This is a genomic window from Desulfosarcina widdelii (genome assembly GCF_009688965.1).
Taxonomy (GTDB): Bacteria; Desulfobacterota; Desulfobacteria; order Desulfobacterales; family Desulfosarcinaceae; genus Desulfosarcina; species Desulfosarcina widdelii.
The window spans coordinates 6,508,664-6,531,843 of record NZ_AP021875.1; the positions used below are offsets into that span (position 1 = coordinate 6,508,664).

The 23,180-nt window shown below is 55.6% G+C and carries 22 protein-coding genes and 1 tRNA gene; 15 read left to right on the forward strand and 8 right to left on the reverse strand.

What is annotated here, in order from left to right:
- Positions 1 to 3: 3 nt before the first annotated feature.
- Positions 4 to 303, reverse strand: coding sequence for a hypothetical protein (locus tag GN111_RS29790; RefSeq protein ID WP_155307236.1), 300 nt, complete (start codon positions 301 to 303; stop codon positions 4 to 6).
- 185 nt (positions 304 to 488) lie between these two features.
- Between GN111_RS29790 and GN111_RS29795 the strand changes: the two genes are divergently transcribed.
- From GN111_RS29795 to GN111_RS29810, 4 genes are all read left to right on the forward strand, one after another.
- Positions 489 to 755: a MerR family transcriptional regulator gene (locus GN111_RS29795; protein ID WP_155307237.1), complete on the forward strand. Its 267-nt coding sequence runs from the start codon at positions 489 to 491 to the stop codon at positions 753 to 755.
- Positions 745 to 1,074 carry an HIRAN domain-containing protein gene (locus tag GN111_RS29800; RefSeq protein WP_155307238.1) on the forward strand — a complete coding sequence of 110 codons (330 nt, stop codon included), beginning with the start codon at positions 745 to 747 and terminating at the stop codon, positions 1,072 to 1,074. The genes GN111_RS29795 and GN111_RS29800 overlap by 11 nt, the downstream gene beginning before the upstream one ends.
- Before the next feature lie 89 nt (positions 1,075 to 1,163).
- Positions 1,164 to 2,627 carry a hypothetical protein gene (locus GN111_RS29805; RefSeq protein ID WP_155307239.1) on the forward strand — a complete coding sequence of 488 codons (1,464 nt, stop codon included), beginning with the start codon at positions 1,164 to 1,166 and terminating at the stop codon, positions 2,625 to 2,627.
- Positions 2,628 to 3,065: 438 nt separating this feature from the next.
- Positions 3,066 to 4,298 carry a tyrosine-type recombinase/integrase gene (locus tag GN111_RS29810; protein ID WP_155307240.1) on the forward strand — a complete coding sequence of 411 codons (1,233 nt, stop codon included), beginning with the start codon at positions 3,066 to 3,068 and terminating at the stop codon, positions 4,296 to 4,298.
- A 100-nt stretch (positions 4,299 to 4,398) separates the two neighbouring features.
- Here the strand turns inward: GN111_RS29810 and GN111_RS29815 are convergent.
- Positions 4,399 to 4,474 (reverse strand) — tRNA-Asn (locus tag GN111_RS29815).
- Between the two features lie 282 nt (positions 4,475 to 4,756).
- On the opposite strand from GN111_RS29815, the gene GN111_RS29820 reads away from it, so the two are divergent.
- The 3 genes from GN111_RS29820 (at position 4,757) to GN111_RS29830 (ending at position 7,865) form a co-directional block, all read left to right on the forward strand.
- Complete coding sequence (locus GN111_RS29820) at positions 4,757 to 5,182, forward strand: helix-turn-helix transcriptional regulator (RefSeq protein WP_155307241.1); 426 nt, start codon at positions 4,757 to 4,759, stop codon at positions 5,180 to 5,182.
- A gap of 11 nt (positions 5,183 to 5,193) precedes the next feature.
- A complete protein-coding gene (locus tag GN111_RS29825; RefSeq protein WP_155307242.1) occupies positions 5,194 to 5,520 on the forward strand; it encodes a hypothetical protein in 327 nt (108 codons plus the stop codon).
- A 569-nt stretch (positions 5,521 to 6,089) separates the two neighbouring features.
- Positions 6,090 to 7,865: a sodium:solute symporter family protein gene (locus GN111_RS29830; RefSeq protein WP_155307243.1), complete on the forward strand. Its 1,776-nt coding sequence runs from the start codon at positions 6,090 to 6,092 to the stop codon at positions 7,863 to 7,865.
- A 268-nt stretch (positions 7,866 to 8,133) separates the two neighbouring features.
- Here GN111_RS29830 and GN111_RS29835 read toward each other — a convergent pair whose 3' ends face one another.
- The 3 genes from GN111_RS29835 to GN111_RS29845 all read right to left on the reverse strand — a co-directional run bounded on the left by GN111_RS29835 (position 8,134) and on the right by GN111_RS29845 (position 10,489).
- Positions 8,134 to 8,331, reverse strand: a complete 198-nt coding sequence (locus GN111_RS29835) for a hypothetical protein (protein ID WP_155307244.1) — start codon at positions 8,329 to 8,331, stop codon at positions 8,134 to 8,136.
- A 207-nt stretch (positions 8,332 to 8,538) separates the two neighbouring features.
- Positions 8,539 to 9,249, reverse strand: coding sequence for a class I SAM-dependent methyltransferase (locus GN111_RS29840; protein WP_155307245.1), 711 nt, complete (start codon positions 9,247 to 9,249; stop codon positions 8,539 to 8,541).
- A complete protein-coding gene (locus GN111_RS29845) occupies positions 9,236 to 10,489 on the reverse strand; it encodes a glycosyltransferase family 4 protein (RefSeq protein WP_155307246.1) in 1,254 nt (417 codons plus the stop codon). The genes GN111_RS29840 and GN111_RS29845 overlap by 14 nt, the downstream gene beginning before the upstream one ends.
- A gap of 353 nt (positions 10,490 to 10,842) precedes the next feature.
- On the opposite strand from GN111_RS29845, the gene GN111_RS29850 reads away from it, so the two are divergent.
- Together GN111_RS29850 and GN111_RS29855 are read left to right on the forward strand one after the other, a co-directional pair.
- Positions 10,843 to 11,754 (forward strand): hydroxymethylglutaryl-CoA lyase, encoded by a 912-nt coding sequence (locus GN111_RS29850; protein ID WP_231715600.1) that lies wholly within the window; start codon positions 10,843 to 10,845, stop codon positions 11,752 to 11,754.
- 387 nt (positions 11,755 to 12,141) lie between these two features.
- Positions 12,142 to 13,716 carry an HD domain-containing phosphohydrolase gene (locus GN111_RS29855; protein WP_155307248.1) on the forward strand — a complete coding sequence of 525 codons (1,575 nt, stop codon included), beginning with the start codon at positions 12,142 to 12,144 and terminating at the stop codon, positions 13,714 to 13,716.
- A gap of 38 nt (positions 13,717 to 13,754) precedes the next feature.
- Here GN111_RS29855 and GN111_RS29860 read toward each other — a convergent pair whose 3' ends face one another.
- A complete protein-coding gene (locus GN111_RS29860) occupies positions 13,755 to 14,219 on the reverse strand; it encodes a hypothetical protein (RefSeq protein ID WP_155307249.1) in 465 nt (154 codons plus the stop codon).
- A gap of 40 nt (positions 14,220 to 14,259) precedes the next feature.
- Between GN111_RS29860 and GN111_RS29865 the strand changes: the two genes are divergently transcribed.
- The 5 genes from GN111_RS29865 (at position 14,260) to GN111_RS29885 (ending at position 20,219) form a co-directional block, all read left to right on the forward strand.
- A complete protein-coding gene (locus GN111_RS29865) occupies positions 14,260 to 15,045 on the forward strand; it encodes a hypothetical protein (RefSeq protein ID WP_155307250.1) in 786 nt (261 codons plus the stop codon).
- The gene (locus GN111_RS29870) at positions 15,042 to 17,021 is read left to right on the forward strand and encodes a transglycosylase domain-containing protein (RefSeq protein WP_155307251.1); all 1,980 of its coding nucleotides are present in this window, start codon (positions 15,042 to 15,044) and stop codon (positions 17,019 to 17,021) included. Before GN111_RS29865 ends, GN111_RS29870 begins: the two co-directional genes overlap by 4 nt.
- Before the next feature lie 171 nt (positions 17,022 to 17,192).
- The gene (locus GN111_RS29875) at positions 17,193 to 18,644 is read left to right on the forward strand and encodes an SPOR domain-containing protein (protein ID WP_155307252.1); all 1,452 of its coding nucleotides are present in this window, start codon (positions 17,193 to 17,195) and stop codon (positions 18,642 to 18,644) included.
- A gap of 81 nt (positions 18,645 to 18,725) precedes the next feature.
- On the forward strand, positions 18,726 to 19,748 hold the full coding sequence (locus GN111_RS29880) for a GGDEF domain-containing protein (protein WP_155307253.1): 1,023 nt from the start codon (positions 18,726 to 18,728) through the stop codon (positions 19,746 to 19,748).
- Between the two features lie 282 nt (positions 19,749 to 20,030).
- Positions 20,031 to 20,219 carry a hypothetical protein gene (locus tag GN111_RS29885; protein ID WP_155307254.1) on the forward strand — a complete coding sequence of 63 codons (189 nt, stop codon included), beginning with the start codon at positions 20,031 to 20,033 and terminating at the stop codon, positions 20,217 to 20,219.
- A 256-nt stretch (positions 20,220 to 20,475) separates the two neighbouring features.
- Here the strand turns inward: GN111_RS29885 and GN111_RS29890 are convergent, their stop codons facing one another.
- Together GN111_RS29890 and GN111_RS29895 are read right to left on the reverse strand one after the other, a co-directional pair.
- Positions 20,476 to 22,122, reverse strand: coding sequence for a fatty acid--CoA ligase (locus tag GN111_RS29890; RefSeq protein WP_155307255.1), 1,647 nt, complete (start codon positions 22,120 to 22,122; stop codon positions 20,476 to 20,478).
- A gap of 263 nt (positions 22,123 to 22,385) precedes the next feature.
- The gene (locus GN111_RS29895) at positions 22,386 to 22,586 is read right to left on the reverse strand and encodes a hypothetical protein (protein ID WP_155307256.1); all 201 of its coding nucleotides are present in this window, start codon (positions 22,584 to 22,586) and stop codon (positions 22,386 to 22,388) included.
- A gap of 99 nt (positions 22,587 to 22,685) precedes the next feature.
- Here GN111_RS29895 and GN111_RS29900 point away from each other — a divergent pair, with 99 nt between their 5' ends.
- On the forward strand, positions 22,686 to 23,180 hold the full coding sequence (locus tag GN111_RS29900; RefSeq protein WP_155307257.1) for a MaoC family dehydratase: 495 nt from the start codon (positions 22,686 to 22,688) through the stop codon (positions 23,178 to 23,180).

A 23,180-nucleotide genomic window follows, 5' to 3' on the forward strand; every position in this document is an offset into this window, starting at 1 on the left:
TTTTCAATGGCCAAGCACCTTTTGACACAAATCATCAATCGGTCTGGCGTATTGGCCTATTCGCTGGCCATCCTTCCCCATTGAGTTCCTTCGGTATCCCCAATCATCCTTATAGATTCGATTGCTGTGGGGCAAATCGATAAAATCCCTACCGTCTTTTGCCGTATTTGCTTTCGCTTCAAAAGCCACTCCGCTGCCGGTTGTTTGTAATCCGCTAATGGTCCTCAATGGTTGTTTTGATAATTCAGTGAAAACTTCTCGAAACGTACAAACCAGTGGTGGATCAATAGGGTCTCTACCCATGTTCGACCTCCCTTGAATGATTCAAATCCATTATTTCATTCATTATCAGCAAATCTCCTAACTGGCAAGAATGTTGGGAAATACCCCTGACCTTCCGGTTATGACACTGACGTGAATAAACTGACCTCATAGTAGTAGAGGGGGTGCATTGTTTCTCCTCAATAAATCAAACAGGAGGTACTCAAATGAGAACTCAACACACTTACTCCATCGGAGAAACATCAGCAATGACAGGCATCAGCCTGCGACAACTGCGGGATTGGGAGGGGAAATACATCCCGGAACCCGCCAGGATTTCGGTCGGTGATCGGCTTTATCGACGCTACACACCGGATGACATCCGCCTGTTGAAGAAAATCAACGAGAACCTGGACAAGGGTTTCACCCTATCCGCCGCCGCCGAGAAAGCGACCGGTGAAATGAAGCAAGAGGAGACCGGCCATGAAGAATAACGTATTTTCGCCCATTCAGACCCGATTGACCGGGGTCACCTTTGATGATTGCCAGGCAAACATCCGCAAGTGGGGATGCCCCGACATTGGCACTTACGCCCTGGTCCGCGAACCGGAAAATCCCCACGACCCTAACGCGGTGCGGGTAAGCCTCTTCGGCATTTACGAAATGGGCTATTTGCCCAGGTGGCTGGCCAAGGACATCGCCCCGCAGATGGACGCCGGCAGAACCTTTATTGCCGAGTTTATCTGTCGCAACGAATATGGGGCTTACGAAAACATCGGTATAACGGTCCGCATCGTCGAGACCGTTGGATAGAAGGCACGGGATTGCCTCGTTTCATTTCGAGGCGGGGCACGCCTAAAAAACATTATAGGAACCCGTTTCCTGAAAACGGAGGAAGGAGAATGGATAAAGAACGAAAAGCGTATAAATCACCAAAATGGATTGCCACCCAAAAGGCTTATTTCAACAAGGACCTGCGGTATGGATTGAACTCTGACACCGAAAACTTGTTGTATTCCGTTGCCGACCGAACCACCATCCGCAAGAACTACGACCAGATGGAAGAGGCCTTTTCCTGCATCCTGGCCAACCTGCTTCACGCCGACGCGATTGACGCCCCGATCGTTTATAGTCGCAGTAGCAACGATTATGTCATCGAACGGAAACGCTATGGCTATGGGTTCTATACGTTCAGGATGATGATTCGGCTGATAGATGCCATGTATGGGATGGGACTGGTTCAAGGTGTCAAGGGTCGCAAGTATCCAACCGGACGTTGCCGGCCATCCAAACTTTGGGCCACCGATGAATTGTTGGACCCGCTTTATTCGTCAATCGACGCTGTCTTTATCAAGCCCAACGATGAAGTCCTCTATCTGAAAGACACTGAAAAGCGACTGATCGATTATGACGAATCCGACCTGACCCGTGCCATGAGGAACCAGATCCACGAACTCAACGAGATGCTCGGCTCCCTCGACATCACCTTCACGTTCGATTACGACGACCTGGCCGAGAAACCACGAGCCCGTGTCAATAAATTCTATAAGTTCATCAGTACGATATTCAGTAATCAAGTGTTTATCCTACCAGGTAGTATCCCGGTAAGTAAGATAGTCAGTGTGAGAGAACATAAGAGATTACTCACGAAATACTATACCGATTTCGACCACGATGCCATTTTATCAAGAAAGTTCGGTGAGTTATCTATAAATTGTGCCATCAATCCCGTTGCGAACACCCTGCGACGGGTATTCAATGTCGATTGGTGCCATGGTGGGCGATTTTACCATGCCCCGCACATCACCTTGCCGTCAGCCTGCCGGAAAACGATGACAATCAATGGAGAGCCCACGGAAGAGTTGGATTATTCCGGGCTTCACGTCCGAATGCTCTACAATCATCTTGGCATCGATTACCGCAATGAATGCTACGTTTATCTGAAATCCGACAAGGCTAACAGGGATGACCGCGAGCGGATGAAGCTGGCGTCGCTCATCGTCATCAATTCCGGCGACAGGGAAAAAGCCATCAAAGCAATCCACAACCAGTGCCGTAAAAAGGGCATCCATTATCCTGCCGGCCAGTTCGGTCGTTATGGTGCCCTGATAGAATGTTTTCAAGATTACCACTCACGGATAAAGAAATTCCTTTTGTCTGGGAAAGGCCTGGAACTCCAATATCAGGACAGCGTCATTATGGCGTCCATCCTGGAACGAATGATGTGGAAGGGCATCCCCGCGTTGCCGGTACACGACAGTATTATTTGTCCCGCCCGCTACAAGGAGTTTCTGCGACAGGTAATGATGGAAGAGTACGAAAAAGAGATGGGCTTTGAACCCATCATCGATGAGAAAGGGAAATAATAAAAAAACAGGCCCAACCACCTCGGGCCTGAACAGGAGTCGGGTTTATTCCCCGGCTCCACAAGGTTGCCTCAACAGGCAACTGGGCACCGTCCTGAACGGCACAGAGCCAAACATCAAGCAGGGCCTGCCATACAAAATTTATTGAGGTGAGATGGATGAACAACAACGGAAAGGAGCAAAGCCATCAAGAGAAGCAGAGCGTAGCCAATGATTTTTGGCCGGCGGCTGATAATTTTGTTGCTTCAGCAGACACGCCACTCTCGGCGTTGGACCTGAACAATGAATTGACAGCGACCGACCAAAAAAGGATGATGTCCGTCGAGGAAACAGCCCAGTATCTGCGTAAAAGCCCGTCATGGGTATACAGACACGCAAAAGAATTGGGCGGTAGGAAGCTCGGAGGTTCTCTGTTTTTCCCCTCAAAGGAGGATCTCTATGAGCTTGTATTTTGTAGAAGGGAAGGGGTGGCGGTACGAATTCGAACACAAGAAAGTTCGATACACCAAAGCCTGGTTCAAAAAGAAAAGCGAGGCCAAAGCAGCAGAGGCCGAAAGACGAAAGGAGGTGAAAAATCCAACACCGGAGCCGATGATCCCAATCGATACGGACTTCTTGACGTTGGTTAATAGACGCCTTGATTATGTAAAGACCTATAATTCTGAAGGCCATTTCAAAGATGTTCTATACCACTGCCGGCGATGGGTGAAAGAATGGCAAGATCTAAAATGTAGCGAAATCACTCATACAATGATCGAGGATTACATAATTAAACGTTCGAAGGCGTCACCCATTGTTGCCAACAAAGAGTTGCAGTATCTGAGGGCGTTGTTCAACTACGGCATAAAAAGAAAGATGATAGAAAATAACCCTACGGACCAGATTGGATTCCTGCCAGTTGAAAAACGCAAAAAGTACATACCACCAAAGGATGATGTCGTTCGGGTTATTTCGATGGCAGACCCTGACACCCAGCATTATTTGTGGACAATCGTATTGACAGCCGGGAGAGTTAACGAGGTGAATAGCCTGACCTGGGACGATGTTTCATTTACTGATCGTTCGATTACCCTGTGGACACGAAAAAGGAAAAATGGAAATAAGGAGCCGAGAGAGGTTCCTATGGTTCCAAAACTTTATGAAATCCTTCACCACAGGTTCCAGCAGCGAAAAGACGAACTCCCATGGGTTTTTTGGCACGAATACTGGTGTCGGAACACTCGGCAATGGGTCAGAGCTCCCTACAAGGACAGGAAGAAAATAATGGGGACGCTGTGCGAGCGGGCCAATGTGAGGTATTTTCGTTATCACGCTATGCGTCACCTTACGGCTTCAATTCTTGATGAAATGGGAATTCCCATCGGTACCATCCAACGCATACTGGGTCACCAAAATCGAAAGACGACGGAAATCTACTTGCATTCCATTGGTGATGCTGAACGCAAGGCGATGAACAAATTGCAGCAGGTCGACGGCTTTTCAAGGATTGACGCTACTCTCCTTGACAAATCGGTGAACATGAGCAGGTCTTTTTGGAAGCGAAAAGTGAAACGTCCGTCACTTGAAATATTGATGTCCGAAATCAACAACCTGGGTTTCTCGGCGGTTGGACGCAAGTATGGGGTAAGCGACAACGCCGTCAGGAAGTGGATGAAGGGCTACAAGGGATAAAAACGTGAATTTATTATGTCTGCGGTGGAAAAGTCCCACACAAAACCCCACACAAAAAGAAAAAGGGGTTAGCCCTTTCGAGCTAACCCCTTGTTTTGTTTGGCTCCCCAGCACGGACTCGAACCGCGGACCCAGTGGTTAACAGCCACTTGCTCTGCCGACTGAGCTACTGGGGATTAGAAGGTTTCTTCAGCGTGGCGGCGCTAAAGAAGCGTCTTAAATAGTCGACGGCATATTGAAAGTCAAGATTTTTTTTGTTGGCTGCATGCCCGGAGTAGCTTGCTGGATTCGTTTTTAGCGGCATCCATTATTATGTATTTAAAAAACGGTTGACGTATAGAAGGGAAGGGCTTACAAATGAAATTAAGCACATAAATACATACAAAAGTCCAAATTTGCCGGCTTGCAACCAATTCGTTACGTACAGCAGAAAATAAATTTCCCCAACGGAGGCCACCATGAATCTAACCCTTCCCGAAAAAATTCAGCTTTTACGCAAGCGAATGGGGTTGAACCAGGGGCAGTTCGGTGCCAAAGCGTTTAATTTGAGCGAAGAAACCGGACGGACAAAAATCAAGAACATTGAACTGGGAAAACAGAAGCCAACGGCCGACGATCTGGTCCAAATGGCCCGTGCGCTGAATGTTCCGGAGTCCGTTCTCGGGCAGGTGTCCTCCACCGGCCAAAGCGAACAGGGAACGTCTTTGTCCCAGGGGCTCTTTGTCGATCAGGCAGTTCTGGATCGCTTTCACCAGTTAAAGGATTATCTGGAAATGCTTAACCGCGCCGTTTCGATCGATGACGAGGAGTTGATCGAGTACATTGCCGGCAAGCTTTCGGATGTTTTTACCTACAGCGGACAACTCAAGGCCATTAACAATTAACGGAGGTCGCTGTGGAACCTGTCAACCGAGACTACCATGGCATGCGCGACCAATATCTTGAACTGCTTTGGTCCGCCCAGAAAGTAGAGGATCGCCGGCTGACCGAATTGATCCTCCGAAGGCTCAGGGACATGGCCTTTGAGATAGCCATTTCCCCGGCACCGGCATGCGAGATCATCCCCTTTCCGAATATCGTTGCCCAGCCGCTGGGACCGGCATCCGAAGATGATCTTGCCCATCCATGGCCCAAACAGCCCTTGCGGCATCTGCTCTCTTTTGCCTGCGGGTACTTCGTGGTCGTCCTGTTTTTCGGGCTGTTCGGCCTCTCTCCAGCCTGAAACAGGCGATTCGCCTTTCTTGGAAAATAGAGAAGGGCTGTGAATACCTGCGATCTTACCGCCAACCCCCGCCCTGTTTCGATTTCACCTTTCTTGATAGCCCGCAAACCAATTGAATTTGGTCCATTGATGTCATTTCCGCAAAGATCGAAGGTATTGCTGTCTGAAAATCATGGATAGCGCTAAAGCTTCTCTGCGTGCGCCCGCTTTCGCGGGAATGACATGCCTGGTGGCTTCCTGCGAGTTTGTCATTCCCGGATCTTCGTCTTTTTGTCTTCGGTCGGCAAGAAGGTGCCTGCCCCCCTGAAACACCCTATTCACCCATAAAAGCATTCCAGCCGGATGTCCATTACAATTAAAATGTACGTAAAAATAGTTGACAAAAGTATATTAGTACAATATTTAGTACATATGTCCTTCTTCCGTGCCGAGGGCCCGCCACAGGCAAGGTGCCGCCAATGGCTTTTGGCTCCGGGGTGGCACCTTGCCATGGCTCTCAACGAAACAGGCCGTTGCACCACGGGCACGGCGGTCGCTTACCTGCAAACCATACACGGGAGGGCCTTGCCATGAGTGGAACAACCTGGGTTTACATCATGTTGGGGATCTACATCGTCTACTGTTTTTACTGGGGGCTGAAAGGCTACTTTACGGAAAAGACGTCGTCCGGCTACGCCATCGCCGGCCGGTCGATTCCCTTTATTGCCTTTCTGATGGCCGCCACGGCGGCATCGTTTTCCGGATGGACATTTGTGGGGCATCCGGGGCAGATTTGGAGCCAGGGCATGGCATATGCCTTTTGTTCATTTTACGTCCTGACCATTCCCATCACCGGAGCCTTTTTCGCCAAGCGCAACTGGCTGCTGGGCAAGCGCTACGGCTTCGTGACGCCGGGCGATATGTTCGGCTATTACTACAACAACGAAGCCGTCCGCTGGCTGACGGTGATCACGGCCTTTTTGTACTCCATGTTCTACTCGGGACTCCAGTTGATATCTGCGGCGGCGCTGTTTTACTGGGTGGCCGGCGTACCACAGACCATCGGTCTGATCTTCATGGCCTTCATTGTCTGGTTCTATGTGGTTACCGGCGGACTCAAAGCCAGCACCTGGGTGGGGGTCATTCAATTTCTGTTGCTGGTGGGCGGCATCTGCCTGTTGGGATATTTCGTGATCACGTCCGATATCATCGGCGGATGGAGCGCCTTTTCCAAGAAGATCATGGCGTTGGAGGACCGCTACACCCAGGTGCCGGGTCTGATTCATTTCGGACTTGGCGGGGGCTGGACGGCTGCCATGATCCTGACCTACATGTTCTCCCTGATGGGCATCCAGAGTTCGCCGGCTTTCACCTTGTGGAACTTCGGAATCAAATCCCCGAAGCCCCTGGCCTGGCAGCAGGTGTTCATGTCGACCTTTGTCGTGGGCGTCGCGCTTTTCTTTTTTGCCACTTTCCAGGGAATGGGCGCCAAGATTCTTGAACTGGAAGGGGTCATCGCGCCCAAGGTTGACGGCGATGTGGTGCCCATGCTGATGATCCAGTTCCTGCCAGGTCCCGCGTTGGGACTTGTTTTTGTGGGCGCCATCGCCGCGATCCATTCGACGGCGGCGCCTTACATCGGTACAGGAGGAACGATTCTGCTGCGCGACGTCTACTGGCGCTACATCCGGAAACAGAATGTCAGTCATGCGGAACAGATCTGGGTCAACCGGGCCCTGGCCACGGCGGTGACAGTCGCGGCCGTGGTTGTGAGCCTGACCGCCCGGGATGCCATCGTCATGATCGGCGGGTTTGCCACTGCGTTTGGATTTCTCATGTATCTGCTTCTTCTCGGCGTGCACTGGGGGTGGCGGATTCCAAGCATCGGCGCCACACTGGGCATGGTGGCCGGCATTGTCGCCTGTTTTCTCACCTATTACGTATGGCGATACCCGCTCTCCATGCACACGGCCTTTTGGGGGCTGTTTGCGGGTTTGACGGTGGCCTATCTGTGCCGCGGACTGGGCGCCAGGGACAGCGAGGAGACGCGCAAGCGGCAGGAGGAGGTGCGGGGGTGGCTGGACAGCGTGGACGCTCCGTCCGAAAGCGGCAGAAAATGGCGCTCCTGGATGAAAATTATTGTACCCATCTGGTTCTTTTTCGCCATCGGACCCGCGTGTCTGCTGGGTAACAAGGCGTTTTCTTTCTGTGGTTTTTCTTCGCTGTGGTCCTGGCAGATCGTCTGGTGGATTCTGGGAATTATCATGATGTGGGCGCTGTGCTTCAAGGCCGAGATGGCGACCACCAGCGAAGAGCAGATCCGCAGGGCGGATGAGGAGACGATGGAGGTGGTTAAAGAGGTTTAGCCATTCTCCATCCATAGACAGAAATTTTTGGCCCAGGCCGGATAGATATTCGATCGGCAGAAGTTTTTTGAACGTCGAAAATTGAACATCGAACGTCCAACATCGAATGCTGTGGATCGCTTCGCTCAACCGTTTGGCTAAAGGATTTGATCGGTAATTTTTTACCATTGGAGCGGGTTTTAAAAACTATCCAAACCGGCAGAATGCCTTTTTCAAAGTAAGAATTTTGACGTTCGATGTTCGACGTTCATTGTGTGGATTTTCTCATCTAACGATAGGAGGTTCCCGTGAAAAAAGAAGACGTGTGGCTCATCATCGTGGTGGCGTTTTCCATCGCCTGGACGATGGCCTTCGGCTGGGGAATTTTCGGATAACGAATCGATTCATAATCACAAAAAGACACAGGCGCAGATGGAGAAGATAAGCCTTCTGCGCCTGGTTTCGTCTGGGTAAATTCTGCTGCCAAAATGAAGACAGCCGAATAGTGGCGCTAAACGTGATCGTCTCGTAAAAAGTTGCTTGTCAGACGACTTCGTAAAAGGCCCGAGATCCCCCGCTAAATACCAGACGGGACAGGAAGGCTTGCGACGCCCGAGGAAGGAGGCGTACCTAAACGTACATCGCACTGACGAGGGCGAAGCGTAACGCAGATATCGGGTTTTTTACGCAGTCGTCAAACTTTCCGGAAGTACAGGACCAGACTCTTGCCTAACAGGGGATTGAGCAGGCGATCGATAGACCGCGTAATCCAGGGCTTCTGCATGATGTCCCAGGTCAGCAGGCGGTGGTAGAGGTTCACCGCCGTCGAATCGGTGCGGGTCGGCCCCACCAGGCACTTGAGCCACCAGTAGGGCGAATGGATGCTGTGGGCGTAGTGATGGTCCAGGAAACGGGTGCCGGTCCGCTCCAGGTGCCGGATCAGGTCTTTTTTGCGATAGATGCGCACATGGCCCTGGTTGGCATTGAAGTATTCATCGGAAAGGGTCCAGCAGATGCGCTCGGGCAGCCAGCGGGGCACGCTGACAACCAGCGGTTTGCCCGGTTTGAGCACCCGGACGATTTCTCCCATGGCCTTGCCGTGATCCGGGATGTGCTCCAGGACCTCGCTGCAGATCACCAGGTCGAAGGATTCGTCGGCAAAGGGCAGGCGGGTGACGTCGGCCGCCGAAAGACTCCAGGTGCCGCCCCCGTGTTCGCCCAACTGGTCGTGGTATTCCAGACGGCCGCGAGCTTCAAGCAGGTCCCGGGGGTTGAGGTCCGCACCGGTGACCTGGATCTCTTTCAGGCGATAGGCCTCGCAGGTATGACGGCCCGATCCGCAGCCGATATCCAGGATGCGGCTGCCGGGCTGAACGTTCAGGCGTGAGAAATCAACGGTAATCATCGATGGTTTTCCGGTAGGCATCCACCGTTTTCTCGGCGGCGCGCCGCCATGTGAAGTGGCGCTGGACCCGCTGGTATCCAAGGCGGCCCAGTTCGGCGGCTTTGTCTGGGTGGTCCAGCATGTTTGTGATGGCGCCGGCCAGGGCCTGGCTGTCTTTGGGCGGGACCAGCACGCCCGCATCTCCCACCACCTCGGGCAGGGCCCCGCCGGTGGTGCTGATCACCGGCACGCCGCAGGCCATGGCCTCTCCAGCCGGAAGGCCGAATCCCTCGTACACGGATGCAACGACGGCCATGGCAGCCCGGGCATACTGACGGACGAATTCCTCGTCGCTGACGCGGCCGGTAAAGGTGATCCTGTCGCCGATGCCCAGCCGACGGATCAGGCGGGTAATGCCGCCGTTTTTCTTGGGCGTGCCGATGACCACCAGCCGGATGTCTCTTTTGGCGGCCACCTGGGTCACGGCGTGCAGCAGATAGTAAAGGCCCTTGAGCGGCACGTCGGAGCTGTTGGTCACGATGATGCGGCCCGGCTCCCGGGGAATCTCGGGCAAGGGATAGAAAAGATCGGTGTTGATGCCGTTGGGCACCACCGAAAACCGGTCGCGAGAGATCTTAAAGTCCTTGGCAATGTCCTCCCGGGCGCATTCGGAGACGGTGATAATTCGGCGCAGGGTGCGCGAGACCCGCTTCTGCATGCCGATGAAGGAAAACCAGCGCAGGTGTTTGAGCTTTTTCCAGAACGGCCGGACCGAGCGCACGGCGATGTCCCGGTCCACCGTGATCGGGTGGTGAATGGTGGCAACGGTGGGGATTTGCTTGGCAATGGACCAGATGCCGTAGGAGAGGCTCTGGTTGTCGTGAACGATGTCGTAGCGCCCCATGCGGGTGCGCAGAAAACGCTGGGCGCGAATCCCGAAGGTAAACGGTTCGGGAAACCCCATGGTGGACACCCCCGCCCACTCCATGACATTGACCGGGTCCGACAGCTCTTTGAGGGTCGGTACCCGAAACAGGTTTTCCGGGTTGTACAGGTCCAGGCAGGCCGGGCGATGGACGGTAATATCGTCGTCCAGCATGGGGTCCGGCGGTCCGGAAACCACCTCCACATGGTGGCCGATATCAGCAAGCGCCCGGCTCAGGTTTTTCAGGTAGACGCCCTGGCCCCCGCAGTGGGGGTTGCTCCGGTAGCTCAACAGGCATATGTTCAAGGGACGGTCATGACCGCCATGATTCGGCATCGAACGGTACTTCCTTCTTTCCAGCCCATCCGTAAATGATCGATCCATCGCTTGTTGTTTTTGCTCGCCGAATGGACGTCGATCGACAAAAACGACTTAAATAGCGCCGGCCGGTATGGAAGGTCAAGTATTTTCATCCCAGCCCTTAAGGTAACCGCATTTGGAATCCGTATTGCTGCTTTGACGTAACGTAGGTGCGCGGTTCACCCGCGCCCGGTTAGCAAACGGGGATAAACCCGAAGGCGGGGATAAACACCGCCATGACACTCAAGGTTTATCGTGACAAACGGCCCGTGGATGTGTATCCACAAAAAGGCGGCAAATTGACAACCTTCCTAAAATCAGGAGGCCCGGTGAACGGAGAGAAACCAAAAACGGTGACACTGGTGGAAGTGGGTCCGCGCGACGGCTTTCAGTTCGAAAAGACCGTGGTTCCCACCGAGCGCAAACTCGACGTCATCGCGCGTCTGGCGGCTGCCGGTTTGCGCCGGATTCAAGTGACCTCTTTCGTCCACCCGGCAAAGGTGCCCCAGATGGCCGACGCCGAAACCCTGGTGGCGCGTCTCCCGAAAGAAGGCCCGGTGGCCTATTCGGCCCTGGTGCTCAACGAAAGGGGACTGGCTCGGGCTCTGGCCTGCGGTATCGCCAATGTGGAAATTTCCCTGTCGGCCAGCGATGCGCACAGCCGCAAGAATGCCGGAATGCCCCATGCCGAGGCCCTGACCCGGGGATTGACGATGATCGACCGGGCGGTGTCGGCCGGGGTTCATGTTCGCGCCAGTATCCAATGCGCCTTCGGCTGCGTCGAAGAAGGGGCCATTCCCGCGGAACGAATTGCAGAAACGATCCGCCGGTTCATTGATCACGGCGCCCATGAACTGTCCCTTGCGGACACCACCGGGATGGGATCGCCGCCGGCGATCAGAAACATCCTCGACACCGTGCGGCCTCTGTCCGGCGGCCTGCCCCTGGCGCTGCACCTTCACGACACCCGAGGTCTGGGACTGGTGAACCTGATGGCGGCGATGGACTGCGGCGTAGCCATCTTCGACACCTCCCTGGCCGGCATGGGGGGATGCCCCTTCGTTTCCGGTGCAGCCGGCAATATCGCCACCGAAGATACAGCCTACCTGCTGTCCAGCCTGGGGATTGACACCGGTGTGGACGTCGACCGGGTGGGCGCGATTTCCCGCGAACTGGAGACCTTTTTCAATACCACCTTTTCCGGGCGGATCCACCGTCTGTCAGCCCATTTTCCCCTTTAGCACTCAGTCTCCCGGACCGTTTTTCCCCAAAGCAGGCGTTTCGCCTTTTTTGAAAAATAGAATAAGAAATTGATTTTATGAAGTTATTTATCTCAAAAGGCGAAACCGCTCCGGGATTGCCGATCTCACCCCATATTGGGCGTTAGCCGTCGCGGTACAGGTAAGGACGACCGGCCGGTCGCCCCTAGCACGACGGCCGCCTTGAATCAGCGGCAGGCTCGACAATCGCCTGCTTCAGGTTTTTTAAGTACGGCTGAACGGATTTTCTTTAGTTTATTAGGGACCTGCCGATATCAGGGACATGGCGGAAGTGCTCACCGAATGCCGACGTTCGGTAGCCATAAGAAAAAAAAGAATTTATATAATACCAGATACTTAAAAGAATTGATGACCGACACGCCCAAAGCAACCTTACTGTTCGTGGACGACGAGGAGAGCATCCTGGAAGTGGCCTCGGAATATTTCAAGGCCAAGGGATACCATATTCTCACCGCCGGAAACGGCCGCATCGCCACCGAGATTATCGCCAGCCAGAAAATCGACTGCTGCTTCACGGACATTAACATGCCCGAAATGGACGGGCTGGAACTGGCCGAACACATTCGCAAGGTGGACAACACCATCCCGGTGATCATCATGACCGGGTATCCTTCACTGGAAAACACGATCCGCACCCTGAAAAACGGTGTGGTGGATTTTCTGATCAAGCCGGTCAACCTCAATCAACTGGAGATCTGTGTTCAACGGGTGCTGCGGGAACGGGAGCTGTTCATCAAGAACATCTTTCTGTCCAAAGAGGTGGAGAGCAAGAAGCGCATCGAGCAGCTCAACCGGGAACTGACCTATAAAGTCGAGGAACTCAACACCCTCAACCGCATCATGACCGAATTCACCACCATCGGTACGAGTTTCGACCTGTTCAAACATGTGGTGGATCTGTCCACCGAATTGACCCATGCCGACGAGGCCTGTTTTTACGTGATCAACGAAACGATCGGAAAGCCGGTACAGGTTGCCTGCTCCATTGCCGGTGGAAACGGCAGCGGAAAACTGGCTCCGTTGACCATCGACCATACAGCCGGTGACAGGGTCTGCAACGGCAACGGGGATATCGGCCAACTGATTCTGGAGAATTGTGACGAGAACAAGCCGCTGCTGATCCGGGAAAACAACCACGTGGCCGGTCTTCCCGAAGACATCCGATCCATGATGCTGGTTCCGTTGACCATCCGCGAAAAAGTGTTCGGCGTGCTGGCCGTTTCGGTATTCCACGGGGATAACCGGTTTTCCGAAAAAGATCTGTACTACATGTCGTTCATGACCAACAAAGCGGCCTACGCCATCGAAAATATCGCCCTTTACGAAAACATATACGAGAATCTCTTCGCCACGCTCTACGCTTTCGTAAAGGCCATCGAAGCGCGCGACCCTTATACCGAACAGCATTCCAACCGGGTCACCCGGATCGCCATGGAGCTTTGCCGGGCCATGGGCGGCACCCAGGAGGAGCAGGACATCCTGAACGTGGCCGGCCAGCTCCACGATATCGGAAAAATCGGCATCCGGGACGACATCCTGCTCAAACCCGGACGGCTGACAGACGAGGAATTTCGCATCATCAAGGAACATCCGGTGATCGGCGCCAGTATTGTCGAACGCCTGGGTCTCTGGGATCGGGAAAAAAACATCATCAAGTGCCACCACGAACGCTTCGATGGAAAGGGTTACCCCGACGGTCTGGCCGGCGAACGGATTCCCGTGCTGGCCCGCATCCTTTCCGTTGCCGACGTGTACGACGCCATTGCCTCCGATCGTGCCTACCGCAAGAAAATGGAAGAAGAAAAAATTCTCCACATTATGTACAGCGGTTCGGGAACCCAGTTCGACCCAGACGTTATCAAAACCTTCCGGTCTCTTTACGAACAGGGTTGTCTCAAAGCGATCATCGACAGCACGAACTAGCCTCTTCCTTCATTCCTTCATAGATCCTGCACTGATAATCAACTGCATTCCGGTCGCGCCGGGTGACCGCATCCGAGATCCGTATTGTTGCTCTGACGCATGGGCGAAAAATTTTTCGCCCCTACAACCCCTGCGAATTGCGGCGGGAAGGACAGCACCCGATCGACAAAGGCGGGGCTAAACCCCGCCACTATCCCCCCCGGCAACCCACAGCTAATCGGTTTCCAAATCTGTACCATCCCGGACATGACCGCGAAAAGCGGAAAACAAATCCAAATGCGGTTTCCCTGTCCGGCGGCGATGCCGGGCTTTATCAATTTGTCCGAATGGTGTAAAAGGCGGGCAATGAAAGTCCGGCGGCTTTTTCCAAAGTCGCCGCTATCGCCGAACCACGGTGAGGAAGATTGTATGCCGGCCTGGTCGCAACCACAGGACATCCATTCTTGGATCGCGCGGGGATTGAGTTTCCGGGGCGCCGCACTATTGCTGGCGGTTTTCGCCATACTGATCTCCGAAATGCGCTTCAGTTGGGTGGAGATTTTAGTGGGACGGTACCTTGCGGTTACCAACGCCTATCGGCCGGAATCGGGCAATGTCTGGGAGCAGGGCCGTTTGAAGCAGGTGGCCACCCGGACGCTGGAGCAGATGGTCACCCGGCAGTTGACCGCCCAGCGCGAGGCTCGCGAGGCCGCCTCTTTGAATCAGCTTATCGAAGGCCTTACCGCCTCGTCGGGGATTATGATTTCGGCGGAGCAGTTTCGCAGCCTTTACAGCAAGATTCCCGAAAGCCTCGCCCGCACCCTGTTTTCCCCCATATTCATGCTGCGCATCAGTGCGGAAAAGAGCTGGGAACGAGTCTACCTGGAGCGGGAGAACGGTCAGGTGGGCATCTACCTGCTGGATCGGGGCAACAACGTGCTCAGCTACACCACCGTGGCCGACCGGCAGTTGCAGTCTGCGGGCGGCGAGTCGTCTTTTATTTCCGGAACCCTGGACGGGCAGCCGGAATTCGCCGGACGCATTTTTCCCGCCGACCGCTTTTTCATGGCCCTGGACACCCTTTCCCCGGAAATCCAGCAGGGGGTGCTGGCCCATCCGGGTGCCGTGCTGGGCGCCGAAGGGACTCCCGTTCGTGTCGGGTTCAGCGATGAAGTCCATGCCGATACGATTCGCATCGGCATCGAAATGGACACCCCCGCAGGACGCCGCATCCTTCTGACCTCGGGGCAGGAGTGGGCCGTCTGGCAGGTGCGCGCGCTGCTGGATCCCCTTGTCTCCAGGCCCGCGTCCCGGAAGCTGGGGTGGCCGGCCAGCCGGGTGGATCCATGACACCGGGACTGCGATTTTTCCGGGCCCTGACGACCCTGGCGTTTATCCTGATCAGTGCCGTGGGAGTAGCGGCCATTGGGCTCTTCTGCTTTTTTCTGGTAGCAGCCAAGGACCTGCCCCGGGTCCCCGAACCCATCGGACGCATCAACGATACGCCGGCCACCGAAATATTCAGTGCCGACGGCCAGCGCATCCTGACCATCGGCGGCAGGGAAACGGTTGCCCTGGACGACGTTTCCTATCCTTTCATCCAGGCCATTTTAGCCACCGAAGACCACCGTTTCTGGGAACATCGCGGCATCAACAAGCTGCGGACCCTCAAGGCCCTGTGGGTTACCCTGTTCGAAGCGGGCAAGGTTCAGGGGGCCTCCACCATCACCCAGCAGTTGGCCAAGAATCTTTTTTTCAGCTTCGAGCGCACCTACATGAGAAAGTTTCGGGAGCTGCTGGTCGCGCTGCAGATCGAAGCCCAATTTACCAAGCAGGAGATTCTGGAAGCCTACATCAACCAGATTCCCTTCGGCGTTGGGGCTTACGGCATTGGCGAGGCGTCGCGCACGTTCTTCGGCAAATCCGCCGGCGAACTGAACCTGGCGGAAGCATCGCTTCTTGCCGGGCTGCCCAAATCCCCCACCCGCTACAACCCGTTCCGGTATCCCGAGCGCGCCCGCAAGCGTCAGCAGGTGGTGCTCCAGCGCATGGTGGCCACCGGCATGATCAGCAGCCAGGAGGCCGAAGCGGCCAGCGCCGCGTCGGCCGAACTGCGCACTCAGACCCGGCCCCTGCGGGTGGACAGCTATTTTCTGGATGCGGTCATGAAGTCGCTGGAGGAAACCTACAGCCCCGAGGTGGTTTACCACGGGGGACTGCGGGTGTACACGACCCTGGATCCGGGCATGCAGCAGCAGGCCGAAACCGCGCTTCAGGATGGGATCGCCCGGTTGGAGACTCAGATGCCGGAAGGCGACCTTTCCGAAGAAGCCGACAGCGGTCTTCAGGGCGCCCTGGTGGCCGTGGATGTCAACACCGGCGCCGTCAAAGCGCTGGTCGGCGGGCGCGATTTCTTTCAGACGCCGTACAATCGCGCCTTGCAGAACAACCGGCAGCCCGGGTCCGCATTCAAGCCCTTTCTTTATTACGCGGCGCTGGAAGATGCGGGTCGATCGCCGGCCGATGTGATGGTGGACAAGCCGGTCTCCATCCCCGTGGCCGGCAAGCCGACGTGGAAGCCCCGCAACTTCGAGCGCTCCTACCAGGGCGCCATGGTGCTGAAAAAAGCCTTTACCGAATCGGTCAATACCGTGGCGGCCCAACTGGTCGAAGCCATCGGACCCGAGGCGGTGATCGAAACCGCCCGGCGCTGCGGCATTACCAGTCCGCTCAATCCGGTCTATTCCGTGGCTCTGGGGACATCGGGGGTCAGTCCCCTGGAGATGGCGGGCGCCTACGCGACCTTTGCCTCGGGAGGGGTCCGGCACCAACCCTACTGGATCAGGCGGGTGGAGGATGTGAGCGGCCGGGTGCTGGAGGAGCACATCATCACCGGGGAGCGGGTGCTGAACGAATCGATCGCCTATCAGGTGGTGGACATGATGGCCGGGGTGATCGAGGACGGGACCGGCAAGGTGGTCCGGAAAATGGGATTCACATTGCCGGCTGCCGGCAAAACCGGTACCACCAACGAATACAACGATGCCTGGTTCACCGGCTTTACCCCCAATTTGAGCACCGCGGTATGGGTGGGATTCGACCGCGGCCAGGGCATGCGGGACAAAAACGGTGCGGGCATTACCGGTGGACGCGGTGCCGCACCGATCTGGACCCGCTTCATGAAGGCGGCCACCGAGGGGGAACCGCCCAAGGCATTTCTGGTTCCGCCGGACATCTACATCAAAAAGGTGAACCCGGAAACCGGCTCGTGGGCCGGCTTCTGGACGCGCGACCCGGTTTCCGTGGCGCTGAGGAAAACCGATTAGTTGCAATATGTTAACTAAAGTAAAGAGATGCAATTTTTGGGAGCCGGTTGTGTAAGAAGTTCGAGATCAAGGCTTGCGGGTCCCGAGGAGCGAGGGTTAGATGATACTCCGCAGTGACGAGGGATACGCGTAACGAAGATATCGGGCTTCTTACACAACCGGCAAGTGGAAATGGGATACCTGTTCAAACATCTGACCGTCCGCCTGTGGACGACGCTGACATTCGGCAGCATTGTATGCCTGGTGGCCCTGCCGCCTCTGGCCGCTGTCCTGGGACCGGACTGGATGGTCGTTCCGGGACTGATCCTGTTTATCCTGGCGTTCTGGTTGACAGGGGCAGGATTGGCCGCACTGGGACGCCGGCGGATGGCTCGCCTTTTGGAAGAGGCCACCGTCTGGGACCGAGCCGGCATGCATCGGGAGGCGCGTCAGGCGTTTGCCCGGGCTACGGATACGGTGAACAGCTTTCTTTTTTCCCCATTTTCAAGAAAAGTCCCGGCCGAACGGCTGCTGGCCAAGATGGCCCGCTTCCAGTTGGCCCAGGCCGCACCCGAAGCGTCCTGCGATGCCACCGTAGACGCTTACCTGCGTCATTTCCCCCGTGACCGGGAAGCGGCCGTCAAATGGCTGGAAAGAATCCTGGGCGGAAGGGAGCCGTCCCCGACCTCCCATGAGATCGCTTCCCGCATCGGGGCGGCCCATTCCGAAGACACAGCCATCCAGCGGATGCTGGCCCGGTTTTATCTTGCCGAAGGGCGGTGCGATTACGCCGCCTTGCAGGCCTATCAATACATAGTGAAATTCGACAAGTCGCCGGGAGACGACCTGCTCGGACCCATGGCAGAGCTTTTCCTGGCCCAGTCCCGTGCGGATTTTCTGGCCCTGATGGTTTACCTGGCGCGGGTGGACGGCGGTGATCGCGACCCACGCCTGCTTTCGGCAATCGCCGCCTGCCAGCAAGTGATCCCCCCCGGTCCAGAGAATCTGCCGACACTGGAAAAGGCCGAAGCCGTGTTAGCGGACCTGGACACGTCCCGGCGTCGCCGGTTGGCGGCGGAGTTCATGCCCCGGATTTCCGATTCCGGTATGGAACCATCCGCAAAACGGGCGTCCAGGCGGTGGAAGGCGGTGGGAAACGGCCTGCGCAATGGTATGAATGGGGCCTTGCGGGCGTTTTGCGCGGTGGGGCGGGGTATGCGGCGCTTGCGGGCAGTGTTTTCGACCGGTCCGGCAAAATCGATGCTCAAATGGTCGGTCATGGGTATTTTTGTCGTGGGCTTAGGCTGGATGGTGGTCAACACCGCGGTTCACCTGATCGCCGATAATCAAACCGAGGAAACAGTGCCGCAACCGGTTGCCGCTCCGGTGACCGATCCGTTTACCCTGCAGGTAGCGGCCTATTTGAAGGAAGTCGATGCCCGGCGTTATGCGGACCAGTTGAAAGGCAAGGACCTGGATGCCTATTGGACCCGTGCCTCCAGTGGCAGCAAAACCTGGTATCAGGTGCGCATTTCCCATTTTCCGACCAAGGCCGAGGCCAGGAGTGTTGGCGAAGACCTGAAAAAACGGGGCTGGATCGGCGATTATTATGTTGCCAATTACAAACGGCCCGACGTACCATAGCCTCCACTTACAAAATGACCGACCTTTCCGTTGGAATCGAACTTCTCTACCTGAACTGAATCTGTGCGAAGGAATTCGAAAATGAACGCATCAACCATGACCCAAATCATCGACCAATGTTTCCGGATGGACAGCCATGCCAGTCGCCTTTACGCGAGCCTGGCCCGCAATGCCGGCAGCAAGGATCTGAAAGCGTTCTGGCAGGATATCGCCACGCAGAACGAAACCCATCTGATCTATTGGAATCGTATGCAAAAATGGGCCGAAAAGGGAATGCTCAACAATCTTTTCGACGATTCCCGACAGGTGCTCAAGGAGTTGACCGCCCTGCAGGAGAAGGTAAACGAACTGGCGGACGGCTGCCTGAAAATTCGCCGTAAGGAAAAAGCCTTCACCATGGCCTTCAAGCTCGAATTTTACCTGCTTCACCCGGCCTTCGAAACCCTTTCCCAGTATGTGGCGACCTTTAACGGCGATTCCGATGCAGGTTCTTCCTGCGAGCGGTTTGTCAGCCGCCTGTTCGATGCCCTTCAAAAGAATGAATTGAGCACCCTGGAACTGGAACTGGTGGGAGAGGTCATTCATCGTCTCTGGAAGGAGAACCGGCGGATGGCTTTTTTGAGCAACTACGACGAACTGACCGGCGTGTTCAATCGCCGGGGTCTGTTCAACGCCATCACCCATCTGGCCCACCTGGCCCAGCGCAATGGACACACCGTCAGCGCCCTGATGATCGACATCGACCGTTTCAAAGCCGTCAACGACACCTATGGCCACCAGTTCGGAGACGAGGTCCTGCGCCGGGTGGCCGATTGCATCCGTGAAAGCGTCCGTGCGTCGGATGTCCTGGGCCGCTACGGCGGCGAGGAATTCCTTGTCTTCCTGCCCCATGTCGAGGCCGTGTCCCTCAACGACGTGGGGGAAAAAATCAGAAAGGGCATCGAGACCATGCCCGACAATCCGGCGGAAGTTACGGTCAGCATCGGCATCGCCCATGGTCTCGTGGGCCGGGAGGTGGACGCGGACGTGAAGAAGCTCATCAACACCGCCGATGAGAGATTGCTGAAAGCCAAGGCCAAGGGCCGCAATTGCATTCAACTATAACGAATGAATTCGCAAAACGCCCGATATCTGCGATACGCTCATCCCTCGTCAGTGCGGAGTGCGTTTAGGTGCGGCGCCTCCCTCCTCGGGATTCGCAAGCCTTCTTGTCCCGTCTGGTGTTCAGCGGGAGATCTCGGACGTTTTGCGAAGTCGCTCAAAACGAGGCTTTACACAAGGTCGCATCCGTAAAAAGGGGTTGTCAGCCCCGCCCAAAGCGTTTAAACTGTTTGACATCTGGATACGGGATTGGCCGATTGCCATAACCAAAGGGAGGAGACAGACATGGAAAAAGAAGATGTCATCAGGATTGCCGAAGGGTTGCGACTGATCGAAGAAGGTGTGGAAACCATTCAGGCCGTGATGAAAGAGAAAAAAATCAAATCCCTTAAAGACGTAGCCGAAGAGCTGATTCCCTTTTTCAAGAAAGACGACGATTCGCTCACCGACTCCATTATCAGCCATCTGGGATAGTGCGATAGGTTAAATCGCATCGAATAATGAAAATGCCGGACTTTCGCTTTGTGAAAGCCCGGCATTTTAGTTTAATGGTGCCGAAAAAAAAATAACAAATTTTATTTCCTCGTCATTCCGGCGCAGGCCGGAATCCAGTAAATTTAATAAGTTCTGGATTCCGGATTAAATCCGGCATGACGATTCAGGGGCTTTTCACGAGCCCCTCTCTTTTGATCGTAACGCATATATCGGACGAAATAATCGTTTCTGAGCTTTATTTGTAGTCCTCGCGCAGTTGTTTTTTATTAATCTTCCCCACACTGGTCTTGGCGATGGAATCCACGATCAGTACCTTGTCCGGGACGCCATATTTGGGGATGACGCCGTCTTCGGCGTATTTGGCAAAAAAGGCCTTGAGTTCCTCCTCGCTGGTTTCCGCTTCGGCTCCGGGTTTGAGCACCACCAAAGCCAGGGGACGCTCGGCCCATTTGGGATCGGGGACGCCGATCACCGCCGCCTCGCTCACCGCATCGTGACGGCTGATGATGTCCTCCAGTTCAAGCGAGGAGATCCACTCGCCACCGGTTTTTATCACATCCTTGACCCGGTCGGTAATCTGCAGGTAGCCCTCGGGATCGATGAAGCCGATGTCGCCGGTGTGCAGCCAGCCGTTGGCCCAAAGCTCTTCGCTCTTCTCCTCGTCGCCGACATATCCCTGGGTCAGCCATGGAGAGCGGACCACCACTTCGCCGGCGCTTTTGCCGTCGTGGGGCAGCGGATTGCCTTCCGTGTCCACCACCTCGAGCAGAACATTGGGCACGGGCAGGCCGGTGCGGCAGCGCATCTCCACCTGACGCTCGGCATCCCACTGGAACATGTGGGGCTTGAGGTTGGCCACGGTGAGCAGCGGACAGGTTTCGCTCATGCCGTAGGCCGTGTACAGATTGATGCCGTTTTCCAGGCCGGCCTTGCACAGGCCCCGGGGCAGGGCGCTGCCGCCGATGACCACCTTCCAGCGGGACAGGTCCAGCTGCTTGATGGCGGGGCTGGAGACCAGCATGTGAATAATGGTCGGCACGCAGTGGGAGAAGGTGACCTTCTGGGAGACGATCAGCTTGAGCAGCATTTCCGGCTCGTACTTGCCCGGATACACCTGCTTGGTACCCAGCATGGTGCACAGGTAGGGAATGCCCCAGGCGTGGACGTGAAACATGGGCGTCAGGGGCATGTAGACATCCCCGGAATTGATGCCGGCCTGGGCCTCGTAGGCGCACAGCCCGGACATGAGCCCGTAGGTGTGCAGCACGATCTGACGGTGGCTGAAATAGACGCCCTTGGGCAGACCCGTGGTGCCTGTGGTGTAGAAGGTCGTAGCCATGGCGTTTTCGTCGAAATCGGGAAATTCGTACGCCGGTTCGGAACCGGCCAGAAGATTTTCGTATTCGTCGTCCAGGTTCAGGGGCGTATCCGGTGTACCGTCTTTGTCGTTGAGAAGAATGATTTTCTTCACGGTTTTCATCTGGTCCTTGACCGCCGCCAGCAGGGGCAGGAAATCGGCGTTGACCAGGATGACGTCGTCCTTGGCATGGTTGATGGTGTAGATGAGCTGCTCCGGAGACAGGCGGATGTTGATGGTATGCAGCACGGCCCCCATCATGGGCACGGCAAAAAAGCACTCCAGGTAGCGGTGGCTGTCCCAGTCCATCACCGCCACCGTATCTCCCTGTTTGACGCCCATCTTCTCAAGGGCGTTGGCCAGGCGCTGGATGCGCTGATTCAGCTCCACATAAGTGTAGGTCATTTTGTCGCGATAGACGATTTCGCGATCGGGATAATAGGCCAGCGGCGTGCGCAGGATGTTTTTGATCAGCAGGGGAAAACCATAGGCGGACGGGGTCCTGGGGATGAGTCGGACGGACATGGCATACCTCCTTTGAGTGAAACCGTTAACGGATTGAAAAGATCGTTGTAAGCGTAACGCAAGCTGTTTTGAACATTAGCGCACTTCTCACAAAAGAACAATCGGTCGCCCAACTTTTTTCTTGTAGGTTTTGCACCTACAGCGCGGTTAATGCACGGCCGATGGGCCCATGTCATTTTTTCAGGTCGAATAATCGGATGAACCGCGTCCGATGGTCAGGCGACGGGTCAGTCCCCTGGCGTCCAGCACGTCACCGATTCGTTTCAGTGCGGCCGGGCATCGGGAACCTCAAGAAAAAGGGTCACCACCCCCCGGGCGTACCGGCCCCCTCGCCAGCGACCGTTTTTGCGGTCACCCAACGCTTTTTCCAGGCTGATGGACAGCTCATGGCGGAAGCGGGACATGTCGGGGTCTCCGGTACAGCGATCTTTCGAGAAATCGAAATGCAGCGTTAGCGTTTCCATGGCATCTTTGATACCATGGCGGTGTGACAGATCCGGTCACAGTCCGCAGTTCCGGTCTAATACGATCCAAATGACTACTGTATAACGGGAGCGCAAGCAATGACCAAAGGCCAATTCAGCACAACACCACAGGAGCGATACCTGGAAGACTACGTGGAAGGCGCGGTCCATGAAATGGGACCAATTTCGGTAACTGAAGAGGAGATCGTCGATTTCGCGAAAAAGTTCGATCCACAGGTCTTTCACACGGACCCGGAGAAGGCCCGGGAAACGGTCTACGGCGGCCTCATCGCCAGCGGCTGGCACACCTGCGCGCTGTTCATGCGGCTGTTCGTGGAGCACTACCTGCCGGATCGGGCCAGCCTGGGAAGCCCTGGCGTGGACGAACTGCGCTGGCTCAAGCCGGTGCGTCCCGGCGACCGACTCACCCTGCGGATCACCGTGCACAAGGTCAAGCCCTCCCGCAGCAAGCCGGACCGGGGGGTGCTGTTTTCCTTTTGCGAGATGGTCAATCACACCGGCGAGGTGGTGGCCAGCATGATGGCCATGAACCTGATCCGGTACCGGGGGCGCCATTGTCCCCAAGAGCGTTGA